Genomic DNA, 17568 nt, shown 5'->3' with positions numbered 1-17568 from the left:
CATGCAGGAAGAGGACCGTTCGCTGCGCGCGGCGTTCTGCGCGGCGATGTCATGGTTGGACGACGTCATGGCGTCCGAAGGCCGGGGCGACGAACTCCGCTCCGCCGCGCAGGCCGTCCGCGCCGGTACGACGACCGTACGGCAGGCGATCGCCGGACTGGGCATCCCGGAACACGTACTGACCGGCGCCACGGGCACGACGCGCGGGGAGGGCGAGGGCGGCGTTCCCGGACCGGTACCGCACCCCGCCGGTGAGGTCTACCTGTGCCCCGACGGCTGGTGCGGCCTGAGGCAGATCCGGCAGCCGGGCGGTGCCGTACCGGCCGGCGGGCGCTGCCGGCTGCGGGACCAGCCGCTGCGCGTCCTGGAGGCGTGAGCGGATGCCCCCCGTACTCGACCAACTCGGCGAGAAACTGGCCGAGAAGTGGGTGTCCGCCCTGGCGCTGCCCGGGCTGCTCTTCGTCGGGGCGAGCACCTGCGCCGCCGTGCTCGGCCAGGGCCGTGCCCTCGACGCCGGTCTCCTGATCGAGGAGGCCGGACACTGGGCGACGACGGTGGCGCACTGGCCGGTCGTGGGGCAGGTCGCGGCGGTGGCGGTGACCTTCCTCGTGGCCGTGGCCATGGGGATGTCCGTCCGCGTGTGCAGCGAGGGCGCCGTACGGGTCTGGACGGGGGACTGGCCACGACCGGCCCGCCGGCTGGCCCGGCGGGTGACCGCACGCCGGGCGGGGCTCTGGGGAGACCTGCAGCGGCAGATCGACGGGATCCGCGGCGACAACCCGCCGTACGACCGCGACGACGCGCAACGGCGACGGATCGCGGACCTCACCGCCCGCCGTGACCGGATGGGGCTCTCCTCACCGGCCCGGCCCACGTACACCGGCGACCGGTTCGCCGGGGTGGAGAGCCGCCTGCGGGGCCAGTACGGCATCGACCTGGCCGCCTGCTGGCCCGGGTTGTGGCTGGTGCTGCCGGAGGAGGTCAGGGCGGAGCTGCGGTCCACGCGGGCCCGGTTCGACGCCGAGGTGGCCGGATCGGTGTGGGCCTGCTGCTACGTGGTGCTCGGCTGCTTCTGGTGGCCGGCCGCCGTGGGGGGCGCCGCCGCCGGCCTCGTCGCCTGGCGGCGCGGCCGGGGGGCGGCCGCGGTGCACGCCGGGCTGGTGGAGGCCGCCGTCGACGTCCACCTGCGGAAACTGGCCGAGGAGGTGGGCATCGCCGTGCCCCCGGGCCCCACCTGGGAGCCCGGCGTGGGCCTCCTCTTCAACCGCCTGTTCCGCAAGGGCGCATAGCCTGCCGCCGTGCACGCGGGTACCGGGTACCGGGTACCGGTCGGGCTGCGCGGAAAGCGGCCCTGCGGCCGCTGAGGCGCTGACGGCCCAGTGGCCCGCGGGCTCAGGCGAGGGCGGTGACCAGCAGGGTGAAGGCCGCGATGATCACGGCGACCCGGACGTAGTGGAAGCGGTCCCAGCGGTTCATCTGCTGCTTCCAGTCGGCCGGCAGGCCGTCGGCGGTCCACGTCTTGACCCGGTTGTTGATCGGGACGAGCAGCAGGATCGACATGACCACACTGAGGATCAGCAACGCGGCGGCGGTGACGACGAGGCCGGCGCCGTGGTGGTCGCGTCCGGCGACGGCCCAGACGGCGGCGAGGACGAGCGAGCCGATGTACCAGAACGGCATCACGGCGCCCAGCAGCCGGGCCCCGTGGGTGCGGCCGCGCAGGCCGTTGTCCCCGGGGAGGCCGTCGAGGATCGGGTTGACGAAGAAGGCGACGGAGAACTCCACTCCCACCATCACGCCGACCGCCACGGTGGTGAAGACCTCAAGTGCATGGAGCATGATGACCCCTCCTGGGATCTAGCGTTGCTAGATGATGAGGCAACGCTAGTACTACTGCCGCTCGCATGTCTAGCGGTGCTAGGATCGGATCATGTCGGTACAGGAACGCAAGGAGCGCGAGCGGGCGGGCCGCGAGCGCCTCATCGTGGCGACGGCCCGTGAACTCGCCGAGCAGCAGGGCTGGGACGCGGTCACCACCCGCCGGCTCGCCGAGCGCATCGAGTACAGCCAGCCCGTCCTCTACGGCCACTTCCGCGGCAAGCGCGAGATCATCGGTGCCGTCGCCCTCGAAGGCGCCGCCGAGATGGCCGCGGCGCTGCGGGCCGCGGCCTCCACCACGGACGGCCCGCGCGCCCGGGTCGCCTCCCTCGCCCGCGCCTACCTCGGCTTCGCCGAACGGAACCCGGCGGTCTACGACGCCATGTTCCAGCTCGACGGCGGCCTGGCGTTCGCGAAGGAGGACACCCCGGAGCCTCTGAAGGACGCCTTCGCCGCCCTGCTGGAGAGCCTCGGCGAGGTCGCCGGGGACGGCGTCCACCCGGCGTTGTTCACCGAGGTGTTCTGGGCGTCCCTGCACGGGCTGGCGACCCTGACCCGGGCGGGACGGCTGCCGCCGGGTGACGCCGAGCGGAGGGTGGAGTTGCTCGTGGACCGGCTCGCCGTGGTCTGACGCACCGTCCGGGCGGGTCCGGCGGCCAGGGCCTCGCGGACCGGCTGCCGGCCCACGGCAACCGGCGCTGCCCGGGGATCCGGTGGCGACGCCGGGGAGGCTACCCACCCCATACGCCGCACCGTGCCGGAATCACCGCCCCGCGATGAGCACGCGATAGCCGTAGTCGACAGAGTCCTGCCCCAGCAGGTCGGCATGTCGGCGGTGCCAGGCCCCCGAAGCCAGGTCCGCGCGCAGCCGCTCGATCGCCGGCTCGACCACCGACGCGGGCATCTGGGCGAAGGTGGAACTCGCCTGTCGGACAACGGGATCCAGGAAGTGCTCCGGACGCCGCCAGTACGCGATCTGGAAGCCGTCGGTGAAGTCGTGCGGGATGGGGAAGGGAAGCACCGTGTGCGCTTCCAGTGCTTCCACCACGGTGGACAGGGGTGTGAAGCGGGCCTGTTCGAACTCGCGGAGCTCCGGAAGGTAATCCTCGATCAGCCACAGCTCGGGCAGATGGTACGGATCGAAGGTGAAGAGGACCTGCCGACGAGAGACCCGGCGCATCTCGGCGAGTCCACGCCGCAGGTCGGGCCAGTGCTGCACCGTCATCACCGCCATCGCGGCATCGAACGCGCCGTCCTCGAAGGGCAGGTCCTCCGCTCCGGCCAGGACCTTCCTGCTGCCCGGATGCTGATCGAGCATCACCTGTGACGGGTCGACGGCGGTGACCTCGATGTCCTCCGGCTCGTAGGAGCCGGTACCCGCGCCAATGTTGACGACCGTGCGAGCCCCGCCCAGCGACCGGTGAATCAGGGCGGCCAGGCGGGGATCGGCCCGGCGGATGTTCTGGTACCCGATCCCGATGCGGTCGTACGTCGCCGTCAACGGAGCCGGTCCCGAAGCAGAAGCAGTCATGAGCCGGATCTCATCAGCTGATCACCGGCAGGCCAAGAGATTCAGCCTGGCCCGAATGTTGAGCCTCCGACTCGACGTGGACGACCTCGCTTCCGTCCGCTTCGCCTGCTCACCCCTGCAAGAGACCGCCCAGAGCCTGCGATCCTGGCGCAGCCCGGTCTCGCCCGGCACGGTGAGCCGAGCGCCGGGCCCGTCCCGTATTCCAGAGGGGCACCCGTGCTGTTCTGCCGGCGGCAGAACACCGGCCGGACCGGGCTCGACGATCACTACAGTCCCATCATGACGAAGATTACGGCGCGCACGGTCGAGTACCCGGCCGACGGTCTGACGATGATCGGGTACCTCGCGCTCCCGGCCGGTGTCGACCGCCGGCCCGCGGTGCTGCTCGGACCAGAGGGCATGGGGCTCAGCGACGTCGAGCGCCGCCGGGCCGATGCTCTCGCCGAGCTGGGGTATGTGGCGCTGGCCTTCGACCTTCACGGCGGGCGCTATTTGGGTGACCCCGAGGAGATGCTGGCCCGTTGCATGCCCCTGCTAGCTGATCCCGACCGGATGCGGGGCATCGGCCACGCGGCGCTCGACGTGCTGCGCGCCGAACCGCGGACCGACCCCGACCGGATCGCCGCCGTCGGCTACGGCACCGGGGGCGCCATCGCGCTGGAACTCGGGCGCGACGGCGTCGACCTGCGCGCGATCGGGACAGTCAACGCGACCACCACGGGCCGACCGGGCGAGGCGGCGCGCATTCGCTGCCCGGTGTGGGCCGGGGTCGGGTCGGAAGACCCGATCATGCCGCCCGCGCAACGGAACGCGTTCACCGCTGAGATGCAGGCCGCGGGCGTCGACTGGCGCCTCGCGGTCTACGGCGGAGCCTTGCACGCCTTCCACCACCCGACGGTCGACCACCCCGTGGTCCCCGGCGTCGGCTACCACCGACAGCACGCGCAGCGAGCCTGGCGCGACGTCGTCGACCTGCTCGCCGAGTGCCTGCCCGTGACGGAGGACCTGGGGGCATGACCCAGGCAAACAGGCCGGTGCCAGTCCTGGTCGGCGTCGCGCACTGACAGTCCCTCCAACTCACGGGACGCCGCACGTTCGTTCGGCATCCCGTGCAAACGCGTGGACGCCGAAGCCCGGCAAGGCGTTCGGCATCACCGCTCCGGGCCGCGCAGAACCAGCCCTACGACGGAAGCCCCCGCCCCGGCACCGGGCCGGCCGCGCGGGCCTCGCCGTTTCCGGACGCGGTCACCGGAAGTGCTGCCCGTGGGGTGACTGCCGACGGCAAGGGCGTCTGCCGTGCCGGAGCGGCACGGGACATCCTGGGCGCACCTGACCGTATCCACGGCGTACCGAACCGGATCCGGCAGAGCGGATCCCGGCTCGCGCACCGGGCGATACTGTGGTGGGACACGCCAGTTCCGCGTCTCTGGAGCCATCGATGAGCGAACAGCCGGCCCTCGCCGACACCGCCGCCCGGCAACAGCTGGAGCCCGCCGCCGCGGACGCCGTGCGCGCGTACGCGGCCAAGACCCGGGCCGACGCGGACCGGTTCGCCGGCGTCCTGGAGGACATCGCCACCAACGGTCTGCCCGCGGTGGAGGACTGCACGCCCTGGGAAGAGCTCCGCGAGGCCCACCTCGGCCGCCTCGCCGCGCAGCGCCCGGCCGTCGCCTGATGGCCCCGCGCCGCGCCCGCATCGCCTTCTCCGACTCCGCCGCCAAGCAGCTGGAGGACCTGACCGGCGAGGCCGAGATCCACGCCCTGGACCGCGCCCTGGTCGTCATCTCCGTCGACCCCGAGGCCGGCGAGCCGATACCCGCCGACAGCGCCGGCCCCCGGCTGCGCCAGTACGCCGACGAACTCGAAGGCGTCCGCGTCCTGTACTTCGTCACCGCCCTGCGCACCATCGTGGTCGTGGCGTACATCGAGGTCTGAGAACGGGCCGCTGCGGGGCATCGTGACGAGGACGGACCTGGCCCGCCCGTAGGGCGGCCGACAAGGCTGTCGGGTGACCGGCCTCGTCCTCCGCGAGGTCAGGTGGTGCGGCGGCGCCAGGGCCTGTCGTAGGTGCCCCCGCAGGAACGGCAGGAGGCGGTGTAGACGGCGCTGGCGGGGGTCATCTGCCGGGCGGGCTCCGCCGGGTGGATCTGGCCCAGGATGACCGCGGTCAGCTCCGGGTCCGCGCAGGAGCACGGCCCGCCCGTCGGACGCGGCCGGCCTGGACCCGCCTTCCGGGGCGCGGGTACCACCGCCGTGTCCGCCGTGTCCGCGGGAGCTGTGGGCGCCGCCCGGAGGTGCTCCATCCGCCAGCCGTCGACGGGGACCTTGCGGCGGCGGGTGCTGCGGTCGAAACGCTGCTGCTCGGCGGCGGTTTCGAACAGCAGCAGCATCCCCGCCAGCAGCCGGAACGCCTCCCCTCGTACGAGTCGTGGCACCGGGGACAGCACCGCGACCGGGGTGCCGTCCGGGCCGATCAGGGGTGTCCCACCGCCCCACCGCAGCTCGGCAGCGCTCATCCCGACCGTCACCGGGACCTGGTGTTCACGGGCCAGGTACCGGATCGCCCCGTCCACGCCCGGCCGGCGCATCAGCTTCTCGTGCAGCGCCTGCCCGGTGGGCCCGAGGTCCGTCCGGCGTACGTACGCCTCGGCGGACGCCGCCCGCTCCAGCGCGGCCCGGCGCGAGGCGGCGTTCTTCCGGTCGATGTCGGCCCGCCTGCGCGCCGCCTTCTCCCTGAACCGCGCCCGCTTCTCCTCGTCCTGGCGCTGCCGCTCCTCTTCCTGCCACAGGTAGACGTCCTCGGCGGCGATGTACTGCGGAGCCGTCCAGACCTGGGCGAGCTGCCGCTGCGGATGGCGCAGCCGCGCCCGCGGGGGGTGCGGGCCGATCCGGCAGGTGAACACCCAGCGCAGGAAGTCGGCGAGGGGTACCTGGGGTGCCGGCTCCCAGGCGGAACCGGTGAACTTCACCAGGCCCTCGGCGACCGCGATGCCGCCCTCCGCAGCGACCAGCCGGACCGAGGGGACCGCGCCGAGCCAGGGCGGGCGGGGACGGTCGCTGAACCAGCAGCAGGTCACGTCATGTGCGTCCATCCGCTCCGTGCGGCCTGTGATCTCCGCAGCGGTGATCGGAGAGAGCTGGGCTTCCAGGGCCATGTGCCACGTTCCGGCCGGATCGCCGGCCAGTACGTCGGCCCGCCAGGAGCCGTCCGGCGCCCGGACCTCCAACTCGACGTGTGCTCCGGCCTGCCGGGCCGCGCCGGCCAGCTCCAGCTTGAGGAGGTGGTGGGCCTCGGACTCGCCCTGGCGGGCGATCTCGCAGTCGGGGGCGTGCGGCGCGTGCGCGAAGAACCGCAGGCCCCGCTCGGAGGTCTTCGCGTACATCGAATGCCCGCACTCGGCACAGCAGATCGGCGCCGCCGGCCTGACCTTCCACACCGCCTCCCACGCCTGCCCGCACCCCAGATCCGGCAGGTGCGCGAACACGGTTCCCCACTCGGCGTGCACGGCCCGGAACGCCATCCGCCCTCCCCCCATCGGTGATCACTTCAGAGTTTCGCGGCCTGCACTGACAGCCGGTACCGCCGGTTTCGGACAAGCGGCCGGAAGTGGACGGCACACTCCTTGAGCTGTGCGGTAACGCCGACCCGTCGGGGCGGTCCCGCATGCCGGTGGAGTCGGCCCCGAAGTACGGGCTGTACGACGGTTCCTGTGGGGGGTCGCTGATCGATCCGCAGTGGGTGCTGACGGCGGCCCACTGCGTGCAGGGCGACGGCATTGAGCTGGACGGCACTGTCCGGATCGGCAGCGAGGAGCGGAAGTCCGGGGGAACCGTCCGGGCCATCGAGCGGATAGTCGTCCACCCCGCCTACGTGAACGGCGACGGGCAGGCAGCCAACAAGAACGACCTCGCGCTGGTCCGCCTCGACCGCCCGGTCACCGAGAAGCCGGTCCGTATCGCGGAGCGGGCCGGGCGGCCCGGCACCCCGACCCGGATCCTGGGATTCGGCACTACGGCCGACACCGAGCTGAAGTTCGCGGAGCGGTTGCAGGAGCTCGACGCGCGCAGGGGCACCGATGCCGAGTGCGCCCCCGGCTACGCGGACCGGACCCGGTTGTGCACGATCAGCCGTGTGCCCGAGGCCATGGCGTGCTTCGGGGACTCCGGCGGGCCGCAGCTCCAGAAGGGCCGGGATGGTCGGTGGGAGCTCATGGGAGCCACCTCGGGTCCCGGCGCCCCGGGGACGTCCCCAACGAGCCGTTCGCCGAAGCAGCCCACGCGCTCATCAGGGGCGGGCGGTTCCCAACCGTCGGGGTGGCAGTCGAGGGCAGCCGGCGCGCCGGCTGTGAAGGCCGCGAAGTCCAGCGTCACGTCAAGTCCTTGCGCATCAGCGTGCACACCGTCTCGTACCGCTGGAGCGAGCCGTCCTCGGCCTCCGTGTCCCAGGAGTCGAGCTCGCGGCCGAAGGCGCGGTAGCCCAGGCGTTCGTAGAGGGCGCGGGCGCGCGGGTTGCCCTCCTCGACGCCGAGTTCGGCGCGGGTCAGGCCCCGGGCGCCGATCCGCTGCTCTGCGGAGCGGATCAGCAGCGTGCCGATCCCGCAGGACTGCAGGGCCGGGTGGACGCCGAGTTGCCAGAGCGTGCCGGCGCCGGGCTTGACCGTGTAGTCGATGCCGCCGACCGCCACCGGGAGCCCGACCGGCGTGCACACCGCCAGGTAGTCGATCTCGCCCGCCTCGGCGCGGCGGATCTGGTGGACGAGCTCGCGCACGTGCTTGGGGGAGCCGGCCCAGCCGCAGGCGGGCAGGTCCGCGTCGGTGAGGCCGCGCACCGACAGGTGCAGCCTGATCTCGGTCATCGCCGCATCCCTTCGACTCCGACAGTGGCCGTCTCCCATTCCAGCAAGCCGGTCCCGTGCCGTCCAAGGATTTTCGGACCGGCCCCACCGCCCGCAGCCCGCCGCTGCCGGAAGCCGGAAGGACTTGCGCTCCCGACCGGGTCCGTGCGCCGGCGAGGTACGGCCGTCCGGGGGCAGCACGGGGACGACAGGTGACTACGAGGCGGTCATACCGGCTCGGCACGTCCTCTCAAGGCGCCGGTTCGGCTTGGCGAAGGCCGCGGAACACCGAAGGTGTCGTCGGGCGTCGTCCATCCGCGCAACGTGGCGTGAATCGTCGATCGGAATGCGGCCTCGGCCGTGACGGCGTCGAGGGCACCGGCCAGTTCGAGGGTCACGAGCCCGTGCAGGGTGGCCCAGACCGACAGGGCGATCGACGTCGCCTCGCCGACGAGGACGGACGCCGCCAGCGCGCGGTCGATCGCCGCGAGGAGCGGACGGATCGGATCACCGGCTCCGACCTCCCCCGACGGGTCGAAGGACTGCACGCCACCGAACAGCACCGTGTACAGGTGACTGTGTCCGCGCCCCCAGCAGCGGTAGGCGACGGCCAGCGCGTAGAGGTCGGCGAGAGGATCCGCGGAGGTCCGTACCGCCGACAGGTCCTGGAACAGGCCGGCGACGGCCCTGTCGCGCACCGCACCGATCAGCCCGTCCTTGCCGCCGAACAAGGAATACACCGCCGTCGTCGACGCCTCGGCGGCAGCGGCCACGGCGCGGACCGTGACCGACGCCCGCGGACGGGTGGCGAGCAATTCGGTCGCGCACGCCACGAGCCGCTCTTTGACGGCCTCGTCGTTCGTTCTCGGTCTACCCACGGCCTGCAGCCTACCCTCTCTGATAACGTCGTTTTGAAACAGCGTTCCGAAACTGTCGGAGGTCCGCCGTGTCCCCGTCCGCCATACGTCTCGTCCGGTTCACCGGACGCTTACTGCTCGCCCCGGCCGCCGTCGTGGCGCCGGCCGCAGTCTTCCTCGTACTGATCGCCCTCACGGACGGGGCGGGCTCCGGGCTCGTCGCATGGCTGACGACGCTCGGAGCCGCGGCCGTCCTCGCCGCGTGGTGGGGGCGGCGCCGCACGTGGCCGGCGCGGCTCGTGCCGTTCCTGCCGGTGGTCGTCGCGGCGGCGTTGACGGCGGCGGTCTGCATCCCGACCGTGCCGACGGCCCGGCGGTACCCGCCGGCCCCGCCGTTCGTGGCCGTGCAGCACTGGAGCCTGACCACAGGCAGCCGGGTCGCGGTGTACCACTACCCGCCCGCGAGTTCCGTCCCGCGGCATCCCGTCCCGCTCGTGTACCTCAACGGCGGTCCGGTCCGGGGCATTTCGGTGCTCGACCACCGGTTCCTGCAACTCCTGGCTCGTCAGGGCTACGACGTCTACGCCTATGAACAGGCCGGTGGCGGACGAAGCGACCTGCTCCCCATGGGCCAGTACACGATCTCCAGGTCGGTCCGCGACCTCGGCGCCTTCGTCGACCGCCTGAACGAGGGCGAGGTCGACGTCCTCGGATTCTCCTCGGGCGGGGTCGTGCTCACCCGAGCGCTGGCCGACCCGGGCGTCGCCGCACGCCTGCACCGGGCGGTCATCGCCGAGCCGGGCCCCATGGACGGCCCCACCGCCCACATCACCGGGCACGAGGGCCGAGCGTCCGCACGGGGCCTCGCACCGGCCGTCACCGGCCCGCGATCGACGCACGTCCCCCGCTACGCCGTGGCATTCGGCCTCATGCGACTCGGCCTCCTCACCCCCGACACCGGACTGATCGGCCAGGCCGAAGGCGACAACGCCTTCACCGCCGCGGACCTCGGCAGCGACACCGCATCCGCCTACTGCGCGCGCGACGCGCAGCGCATCCCGGTTGAGGACACCGCACAGAACTTCTCCTTCAGCCCCGCCGCCAGCCTCCGCGTCCAGCAGACGGTCAAGGACTCGCCCTCCATCGCACCGCGGCTGAGGCAGTCCCGGACCCCCGCGATGCTGATGATCGCCGAGTGCTCCTCCCAGGTCCGTCAATGGGCGACCGCCATCCTCACCCATGACCCCGCCATCCAGCGCACGCAGTACATGCCCGGAGTCGGACACCACATGTGGAACGGCCTCGACGGCAACGACGACCGAGCCGCCGCCGTCATCACCGCGTTCCTTCAGGACGAGCCGGCACCGCTGCCGAACCACCCGACCCGCGACGAGATCCCCGCCTTCCTGCGCGACCACGAATGAAGACGTGCGGCCCCCGTCGCCGGCCATGGCCGGGTGAGGTCCGGGGAGCCCGTGACCAGCCGCCGTGCAGAGCCGGGCGAGGTGCTCACGTCGCGGCCGCAGCGGTCGGGCCGGCAGGGCGGGTACGCGGCGCGGCGTGGGGGAAGCGGGAGACCGTGGGGGTTGAACACCCCCACGGTCTCGCCGGCTCTCCTGCCTCCGGCTGTGCGGGAGCCGATTACGGCAGGGCGATGAAGGTCTCGGCCGTCGCGGGCAGGGTGCCGCCGGTGCAGACGTTGCCCGTTGCCGGGACCGTCGTGCCGTCGAGCATCTTGGTCAGGTCCACCGCGACCATCTGGGTCGCTCCGTCATTGACCATGAGGGCGATGGCGTGTCCCCCGTTCGGAGACTGGTACGCGATCAGGGTGTGCGGATCCAATCCCATGGAGAAGCCCCCGCCGGTCGCACAGGTCACCCAGTTGCCGATGGCCGGGATGGCTCCGGTACCGGATGTCGTCGGCAGCGCGACCGCGGTCAGGCCGTCCCCACCGAACTCTCCGGTGATGACACCCGTGTGCGTACCCTGCGCCACGGACGCCGCGGACGCTCCGGCACTCAGGCTCGATCCGGTCAGCGTCTGGACCTGCTCGGGCGCCGTCCAGGATCCGGGCGAGCCGGGGGTGAAGACGGCGGTGCTGATGTCCGCGATCTCGACCTGCGAGGGGTCGCTGAACTCCGCGGGCGACAGGATGATGCCGGTGGAGCAGTCCTCCGCAGCGGAATCGAGTTCCCCCGCGATGGTCACCGGGTGCTCGAAGAACTGCGGCGAGGTGCTGTTCGAGACGTTCACGATCTCGTAGTTGTTGTCCTCCGAGGGGGACAGGACGAGGTTGCGGACGGGATCGATGAGGGGGTCCTCGGAGATCTGCCCACCCGGGTCCTGCGTGGTGAACGGGGCCTCGAAGGTGTTGGTCGCGAGGTTGAGGAACTGGAACCCGGCCTGGCCTGCGATGCTCAGCCCGATCAGGGCCTTGTTGTGCACGGCGTCGATCGAGACGCCGGTGCTCGTCGCGGACCCTCCGGAGAAGCTGATCACCCCTGTGCCCGAATCCGTCAGGGGGTTGGGCGAGACGCTGGGGTCGAGCCCGGTGCCCTTCAGGATGTAGACGTGGTTGTTGTTTGCCGTGGCCACGGACTGTCCGGTCACCGAGTTCGTCGCGATGGAGTTGATGACGTCGGTACCGGTGGGGATCTGCGTGTTGGTGATGCTGCTGCCCTCGACGTTCACCACGTCGATGCCGGTGGCGGTGCTGCTCCACGCCCCCTTGGGGACGTACGCGGTGACGTTGGACCCGTTCACGTATGCGGACAGCGACCCCGACGCCTCACACGATCCCTGGGGGACCACCGGGGACGCCGGCTGGCCGCAGACCAGATAGTGGCTGATCTTTGCCGGCTTCCCGCTCCGGGCCAACGGCGCGTGCAGACCCGTGTCCGAGGGATGGTTCGGGTGACCCGGCGTACCCGTGTAGTCGTAGGTGTCGTAGGCCGCAGTGCCCTTGACGTAGACCGTGAAGCCCGGCGAGTTCGTCGTGAAGCTCAGGTACGTGCCCGTTGCGTCGACCGTCGCCGTGAAGAAGGTGGGTCCGTTCGAGTAGCTCTTGCTCTGGTTGCCCGGCGTCAGGTTCGACGTGTTGATGAACGTCGTCGTTCCCGCCGGGCACTTCGTGATGTTTCCCGGCCGGTACGTCGGCTGGACGTGGTGCGTGGTGGTCGGTGGTCCGGCAGGATTCGCGTTCGCCGTCGCGGCGGGGGCGATCGCGACGGACCACAGCGCCATCGTGGTGCCGAAAGCGCCAAGTGCCCTGAACAGCCGCGCTCGGCCAGTTCTTCTCTTCAACGCAGTCCCTCTTGTGTTGTGAGTCCCCGTAATGCCGGGAACCTCGGTCTCCCGACCAGCCCAGACCCCGTGCCTGCGGCCAGTAGCCGCCTGCGGACTCGTGTCTGCTTCGTGGCCGCGGAGCACCGATCTTTGAGAAGTTGCGACACTTTGTCATCGCCCGAACGTGTTGAATCGGGGTGTTCTGGTCGAGGTCCGCACGAGTGGGATGATCAGGGCAAATGACCGCGAGGTGAAGTCGTCATGGACCCGGACGGCTCCCTCGGGCTGACAGAGCGGCCCGCGCACCGGGAACGGTGCGCGGGCCGCTGTGCGTCCACCGGCTGGTTCAGCAGTGGGGGAGGCCGGGCACGTTGTGGAACTGCGCCGCGCCGTCCACGTACGGTCCGAACGTCCAGGTCACCCCCGTACCGACCGACTGGTTGTTCTGCCACACGCTGGTGGTGCGGTACCAGACGTTGCCGTCGCTGCCGACGGACCCGCCGGCCACCCAGCAGTCCGCGAAGACCCAGTCGCTGCCCGGCGTGAGGGTGATGTTGTTGTACTTGCCGGCTCCCGCGTTGGGGGCGGTGTAGACGCCCACGGAGTGGCTGGTGCTCAGTCGGATCCACTGCGGCGCGGAGCCGGTGTGGTTGGGGTTCGGGTCGGCGGACGCCTGCGAGGTAGCACAGAGGACGGATGCCCCAGCCATGACGAGCGCGGCGAGTGCCTTGATCGAACGGGCCATGAGGTTTCCCCGTTTCCTTCCGGCCCCCCGGTGGGGCCGGTCGGTGTACGAGGGAACCCCACCCCGCCCGTACCGTCCAGGCCGCAAACCGGCCAGGATGACACCGTCGGCCGCGTGCGGACCGGGTGGGCTACCTCGGGCTGATCGTGACCTTGTAGGTGGCTCCGGCCCTGCCGCGGGTGCTCACGGCGACGGTTTGGCCGTGGTCGTCCCAACTGGCCTTGCCGCCTTGGACGTCGACCCGGTGGCCGCCCGGGTACGTGTCCCTCGGCACGGTGATCTGGGTGGGCCCCTCCGAGTTGTCGCGGGTGCGGAAGGTGAGCGTGTAGGTGCGTGTGGCCGGGTCGTACGCGAACTGGAGCGGGTCGCCCGCGACGGCGCGCGCGTACGGCTGGACGAGCAGCTGGGCGTTGGGCTTCACGGCGCCCGTCTGGTCGAGGAAGCAGTAGCCGCCGCCCCGGCACCACTGCCACCACGTCCAGCCGCTGGAGAAGCGGTCCAGGGAGGCCGTCATGTCGTTGACGAACCGGCTCGCGTGCGGAACGTAGGGGTTGCCGCCCCATTCCCCCACGATCACCGGCATGCGGTTACGGGACGGGTAGTCGCTGATCGCGGCCTCGTAGGCGGGGATGAAGGTGCCGTCGGGGTCGTAGTCGCCGCCGGTTTCCATCGCGGTCTCGTAGAAGTGCGGCGCGTAGCCGGCGTGCGGGTCGTCGATGCGGCCCATCCGGGTCGGGACGCCGAGACCGACGATGACGGTCGGTTCGACGAACACCCACGACTTCTGGTCGACCAGGCGGATCGCCCGTGCGAGGCGGTTCCACATCTCGGTGAGCTCGGTGGCCTCGAAGCGGGCCGCGGCGGCGGGGAGGTCCTCGCCTTCGAGGAACTTCGCGAACGGCTCGTTCATCAGGTCGTAGCCGAGCAGCGCCGGGTGCCGGCCCAGGGCGGAGGCGACCGTCATCCACATGCGGGCGTGCGCGGCGCGGAGGTCGGCGTCCTTGTACAGGTGGTCGAAGGCGGTCTGTACGGACGGCTCGAAGTACTCGGAGAACCAGTCGTCCGGTATGTGCGTGAACGGCAGCCCCTCGTCGCGGGTGGCCCAGTCGGGGACGCCGCGGGAGCCGAAGTGGGGGCCGTACACGTCCTGGTGGGCATCGAGGATGACCTTGACGTGGTAGCGGTCGGCCCAGTCGAGGATGCGGCGCATCTTGGCGAGGTAGCCGCGGTCGTAGTGCCCGGGGGTGGGTTCGAGGTCGTCCCAGAAGAAGGCGAGGCGCGCGAGGTTGAAGCCCCGGGCGGCCATGTCCTTGAGGTCGCTCTCGTGGATGTCGGCGAACGCGTCGGTGCCCCGGCTGCTCTTGTCGGAGAGGTTGAAGCCGCGCCACTGCAGCGCGCGGCCCTGGCCGTCGGCGATGAAGGTGCGGTCACCGACCGTGACCCGGTCGGGGGCGCGGTCGGGGCGGGCCTGGGCCTGTGTGGGGAGGACGCCGAGCAGGAGGGCGGCCAAGGCGAGGGCGGCGGGGACGACACGGGAGGTCAAGCGCATGCAGGAGACCCTTTCGCGGGCGGCTGCTGGGGCGGCGGGTTACCGGCCGGTCGGGATGTTACTGGTGAGTGCGTCAAGTTCACAGTGGTTCAAGGGAGTTGGCGCAACGTGGCCGTGATCGGTCGCTTGCTGTGACCGGCCGCCCATGCGGGTCGGCGCTCCCCGGCCTGCGCCGGGCAGGCCGGCGGCCGCTGCGCGCGGAACTCCTGACCTGGCTGGCAACGTTCGCCGACATCGCCCGCCGGGACGTCGAGGACGTCGAGGACGTCGAGGACGTCCAGGACGGTCTCGGCGCGGCGCGGGATCCGGCCGCCGCCCGTGCGGCACGGCCGGCGCTCCACGCCCGCATCGCGGCCTTCTGCGAGGACGGCCATCCGCAGGTGAGGGAGGCTGCGCTCGCGGCTGACCGTGGAGGAGATCGCCGCGGCCCTCGGCGAGCAGCCGGCCGTCTCGTCCTGCACCCATGACGGCGAGGACCGCCCGCTCGAAGTCCGGAGGGCCGGCGGCGTCGTCCTGACACGACCGCTCTTCCTGCTTCACGACGCGGTTCGCCGGTCGGGCCCCACCCGCGTGCGAGGCCCGACCGGGCCGACGGTCGTCGGAGTGCGGGCGGTGGGATCCAGCGGCCCGCTTCGCGGGTCGCTACCCGGCGGCCACGACCGGGCCGGCCGTGACCTGAGGAGGGTTGGGGAGCAGCGGCGCGAGGTTGTCCCTCACGAAGTCCGCCGCCTGCCTGACCGATTCCTCGGCCCCGGACCGGTCCGCGAAGACGCCGGTGGAGACCATCACTCCGTCCCCGGCATCCACCCAGTAGTACGCCACGAAACCGGGGACCCGGCGGAGGAGAGGCACGAATCCCTCGTCCACCAGGCGTCCTGCCTCGGCTGAGTCAGTCACTCCTTCGTACCGCCGAATCACCGCGTACATGGCTGATCTCCTCATGGATCCCAAGGTCACCTTGCGCCGGACGACCTACCCCCACCGAGCGCCTCCCGCTCGGGGGGCGGCCGGAAGTGACCCGGATAGGCGCGCGCCGGTGATCCAAACCGGGCATCCGGACGGATGTCGGCCACAGGCCACCGGCTACCGGCTGAGCGACTTGAGGGCCGCCGCGTCGTACGGCTTCAGCTCGTCGAAGCGGTTGCCGAGGACCTTCGCCGCCCACTGCGGGTCCTGGAGCAGCGCCCGGCCGACGGCGACCATGTCGAACTCGTCGCGCTCCATGCGGTCCAGGAGGTTGTCGATGTCGCCGAGCGCCGCACCCTCGCCGACGAAGGCGCGGATGAAGTCGCCGTCGAGGCCGACCGAGCCGACGGTGATGGCCGGGCGGCCCGTGAGCTTCTTGGTCCAGCCCGCCAGGTTCAGGTCCGAGCCCTCGAACTCCGGGAGCCAGTAGCGCCGGGTGGAGGCGTGGAACGCGTCGACGCCGGCCGCCGCCAGCGGGGCCAGGATCGCTTCCAGCTCCTCCGGGGTCTGCGCGAGCCGGGCGTCGTAGGCCTCCTGCTTCCACTGCGAGTAGCGGAAGATCACCGGGAAGTCGGCCGGGACGCGCTCGCGGACCGCGGCCACGATCTCCGCGGCGAACTTCGTCCGGGCCACCGCGTCGCCGCCGTACGCGTCGGTGCGGCGGTTGGTCCGCTCCCACAGGAACTGGTCGAGCAGGTAGCCGTGGGCGCCGTGCAGTTCGACGCCGTCGAAGCCGATCCGCGCGGCCTCCGCCGCGGCGTCGGCGAACGCGCCGATGACGTCGTCGAGGTCGGCGCGGGTCATCGCCCTGCCGGTCCCCTCCGTGCCGTCGACACGGATGCCGGAGGGGCCGACGGCGGGCGCGTCGGCGTACGGGGCCTCGCCCTGCTTGCGCACCATGCCTATGTGCCACAGCTGGGGCACGATCGTGCCGCCGGCCTCGTGCACGGCCGCGGCGACCTTCTCCCACCCCGCCAGCTGCTCCTCGCCGTGGAAGCGCGGCACCCGGTCGCTCTGCCCGGCGGAGTCGTGGCCGACGTAGGTGCCCTCGGTGACGATCAGGCCGACGCCCGCGGCGGCCCGGCTGGCGTAGTACGCCCGCACGTCCTCCCCGGGCACGCCGTCCGGGGAGAACATCCGCGTCATCGGAGCCATCGCGATGCGGTTGGGGACGGTCAGGCCGTTGAGCGTGACGGGCCGGGACAGGATCTCGGCCGCGCGGGAGGCGGTGGACGTGGTGACGGTCATGCGGATCCTCCGGTTGAGGCTGTGGCTCGTCGGGGTGGCAACGAGAAGTGCATAGTACACATGTTATGTATCATGCATATTGCGGCCCAGTAGGGGCCCGGCAGAGTCCACCGGCCCTCGCGTCGGCGATAATGGAGCGCCGGAAGGAGCGGGAGGCGCAGTGCTGGAGAAACTGGAGCGGGAACTGATGCTGCTCTCGCGGCACCAGGTGCTCGCCCGGCGCGAGCGCGACCCCGAACGTCTGGAGCGGTCGGCGTACCTGCTGCTCAGCCGCATCGACACCCAGGGCCCCATGTCCATCGGACAGTTGGCGGAGGCCTTCGGGCTCGACACCTCGACCGTGAACCGCCAGACGGCCGCACTGCTGCGCTGCGGACTGGCCGAGCGCGTCGCGGACCCGCACGGCGGCATGGCCCGCAAGCTGCGCATCACCGCCGAGGGCGGGCGCCGCCTCGCCGCAGACCGTGAGGTCAACCAGTCCTGCCTGGCCCGGGTGGTCGCCGGCTGGTCCCCCGAGGAGGTCCAGGAACTGGAGGACGTCCTGGTCCGGCTGAACCGCAGCGCCGAGGCCCTCGAAGGACGCTACTGGCCGCGCACGGAGGAAGACGACACCCGCGCCGCCTGCCATCCGCCGGTCCCGCGGGAATCCGCGACGCCCGCGTAGCCGGAACCCT

General features: G+C 71.7%; 19 protein-coding genes and 1 pseudogene. 9 read left to right on the top strand and 11 right to left on the bottom strand.

The window, feature by feature from the left end; all coding sequences use genetic code 11:
* Position 1: 1 nt before the first annotated feature.
* Both ACZ5D2_RS16175 and ACZ5D2_RS16170 read left to right on the top strand, forming a co-directional pair.
* A complete protein-coding gene (locus ACZ5D2_RS16175) occupies positions 2-376 on the top strand; it encodes a hypothetical protein (protein WP_331738224.1) in 375 nt (124 codons plus the stop codon).
* 4 nt (positions 377-380) lie between these two features.
* Positions 381-1289: a hypothetical protein gene (locus ACZ5D2_RS16170; RefSeq protein WP_331738227.1), complete on the top strand. Its 909-nt coding sequence runs from the start codon at positions 381-383 to the stop codon at positions 1287-1289.
* A gap of 103 nt (positions 1290-1392) precedes the next feature.
* On the opposite strand, the gene ACZ5D2_RS16165 is transcribed toward ACZ5D2_RS16170, so the two are convergent.
* Complete coding sequence (locus tag ACZ5D2_RS16165; RefSeq protein ID WP_331738230.1) at positions 1393-1839, bottom strand: DUF1772 domain-containing protein; 447 nt, start codon at positions 1837-1839, stop codon at positions 1393-1395.
* Positions 1840-1930: 91 nt separating this feature from the next.
* Between ACZ5D2_RS16165 and ACZ5D2_RS16160 the strand changes: the two genes are divergently transcribed.
* A complete protein-coding gene (locus tag ACZ5D2_RS16160) occupies positions 1931-2509 on the top strand; it encodes a TetR/AcrR family transcriptional regulator (RefSeq protein ID WP_331738233.1) in 579 nt (192 codons plus the stop codon).
* Positions 2510-2641: 132 nt separating this feature from the next.
* On the opposite strand, the gene ACZ5D2_RS16155 is transcribed toward ACZ5D2_RS16160, so the two are convergent.
* The gene (locus ACZ5D2_RS16155; RefSeq protein WP_468929754.1) at positions 2642-3379 is read right to left on the bottom strand and encodes a class I SAM-dependent methyltransferase; all 738 of its coding nucleotides are present in this window, start codon (positions 3377-3379) and stop codon (positions 2642-2644) included.
* Between the two features lie 309 nt (positions 3380-3688).
* On the opposite strand from ACZ5D2_RS16155, the gene ACZ5D2_RS16150 reads away from it, so the two are divergent.
* The 3 genes from ACZ5D2_RS16150 (at position 3689) to ACZ5D2_RS16140 (ending at position 5344) form a co-directional block, all read left to right on the top strand.
* Positions 3689-4426, top strand: coding sequence for a dienelactone hydrolase family protein (locus ACZ5D2_RS16150; protein ID WP_468929751.1), 738 nt, complete (start codon positions 3689-3691; stop codon positions 4424-4426).
* A 421-nt stretch (positions 4427-4847) separates the two neighbouring features.
* Positions 4848-5084 carry a hypothetical protein gene (locus ACZ5D2_RS16145; RefSeq protein ID WP_331738239.1) on the top strand — a complete coding sequence of 79 codons (237 nt, stop codon included), beginning with the start codon at positions 4848-4850 and terminating at the stop codon, positions 5082-5084.
* Positions 5084-5344, top strand: a complete 261-nt coding sequence (locus ACZ5D2_RS16140; RefSeq protein ID WP_331738242.1) for a hypothetical protein — start codon at positions 5084-5086, stop codon at positions 5342-5344. The genes ACZ5D2_RS16145 and ACZ5D2_RS16140 overlap by 1 nt, the downstream gene beginning before the upstream one ends.
* 98 nt (positions 5345-5442) lie before the next feature.
* Here the strand turns inward: ACZ5D2_RS16140 and ACZ5D2_RS16135 are convergent, their stop codons facing one another.
* Positions 5443-6930, bottom strand: a complete 1488-nt coding sequence (locus ACZ5D2_RS16135) for a competence protein CoiA family protein (protein WP_468929747.1) — start codon at positions 6928-6930, stop codon at positions 5443-5445.
* A gap of 152 nt (positions 6931-7082) precedes the next feature.
* On the opposite strand from ACZ5D2_RS16135, the pseudogene ACZ5D2_RS16130 reads away from it, so the two are divergent.
* A pseudogene (locus ACZ5D2_RS16130) lies at positions 7083-7658 on the top strand (S1 family peptidase); the annotation flags it as partial.
* A 118-nt stretch (positions 7659-7776) separates the two neighbouring features.
* On the opposite strand, the gene ACZ5D2_RS16125 reads toward ACZ5D2_RS16130, so the two are convergent.
* Positions 7777-8265, bottom strand: a complete 489-nt coding sequence (locus ACZ5D2_RS16125; RefSeq protein ID WP_331738250.1) for a GNAT family N-acetyltransferase — start codon at positions 8263-8265, stop codon at positions 7777-7779.
* A 206-nt stretch (positions 8266-8471) separates the two neighbouring features.
* The gene (locus ACZ5D2_RS16120; RefSeq protein ID WP_468929743.1) at positions 8472-9077 is read right to left on the bottom strand and encodes a TetR-like C-terminal domain-containing protein; all 606 of its coding nucleotides are present in this window, start codon (positions 9075-9077) and stop codon (positions 8472-8474) included.
* A gap of 113 nt (positions 9078-9190) precedes the next feature.
* Between ACZ5D2_RS16120 and ACZ5D2_RS16115 the strand changes: the two genes are divergently transcribed.
* Entirely contained in the window at positions 9191-10525 is a 1335-nt protein-coding gene (locus ACZ5D2_RS16115; RefSeq protein WP_331738257.1) for an alpha/beta hydrolase, read from the top strand.
* Between the two features lie 217 nt (positions 10526-10742).
* Here the strand turns inward: ACZ5D2_RS16115 and ACZ5D2_RS16110 are convergent, their stop codons facing one another.
* The 6 genes from ACZ5D2_RS16110 to ACZ5D2_RS16085 form a co-directional block, all read right to left on the bottom strand.
* Positions 10743-12344, bottom strand: coding sequence for a hypothetical protein (locus ACZ5D2_RS16110; RefSeq protein ID WP_468929740.1), 1602 nt, complete (start codon positions 12342-12344; stop codon positions 10743-10745).
* Positions 12345-12732: 388 nt separating this feature from the next.
* Positions 12733-13131, bottom strand: a complete 399-nt coding sequence (locus tag ACZ5D2_RS16105) for a hypothetical protein (RefSeq protein WP_331738263.1) — start codon at positions 13129-13131, stop codon at positions 12733-12735.
* Between the two features lie 130 nt (positions 13132-13261).
* Positions 13262-14680 carry a cellulase family glycosylhydrolase gene (locus tag ACZ5D2_RS16100; RefSeq protein ID WP_331738266.1) on the bottom strand — a complete coding sequence of 473 codons (1419 nt, stop codon included), beginning with the start codon at positions 14678-14680 and terminating at the stop codon, positions 13262-13264.
* A gap of 89 nt (positions 14681-14769) precedes the next feature.
* Positions 14770-15141: a hypothetical protein gene (locus tag ACZ5D2_RS16095; protein WP_468929735.1), complete on the bottom strand. Its 372-nt coding sequence runs from the start codon at positions 15139-15141 to the stop codon at positions 14770-14772.
* Between the two features lie 181 nt (positions 15142-15322).
* Positions 15323-15532 carry a hypothetical protein gene (locus ACZ5D2_RS16090; RefSeq protein ID WP_331738272.1) on the bottom strand — a complete coding sequence of 70 codons (210 nt, stop codon included), beginning with the start codon at positions 15530-15532 and terminating at the stop codon, positions 15323-15325.
* 231 nt (positions 15533-15763) lie between these two features.
* On the bottom strand, positions 15764-16894 hold the full coding sequence (locus tag ACZ5D2_RS16085) for an NADH:flavin oxidoreductase (protein ID WP_331738275.1): 1131 nt from the start codon (positions 16892-16894) through the stop codon (positions 15764-15766).
* A gap of 187 nt (positions 16895-17081) precedes the next feature.
* Between ACZ5D2_RS16085 and ACZ5D2_RS16080 the strand changes: the two genes are divergently transcribed.
* The gene (locus tag ACZ5D2_RS16080; RefSeq protein ID WP_331739003.1) at positions 17082-17558 is read left to right on the top strand and encodes a MarR family winged helix-turn-helix transcriptional regulator; all 477 of its coding nucleotides are present in this window, start codon (positions 17082-17084) and stop codon (positions 17556-17558) included.
* Positions 17559-17568: the final 10 nt, after the last annotated feature.

Source organism: Streptomyces sp. NPDC031479, from assembly GCF_055581065.1.
This window is presented reverse-complemented; position numbering and strand designations above follow the sequence as displayed.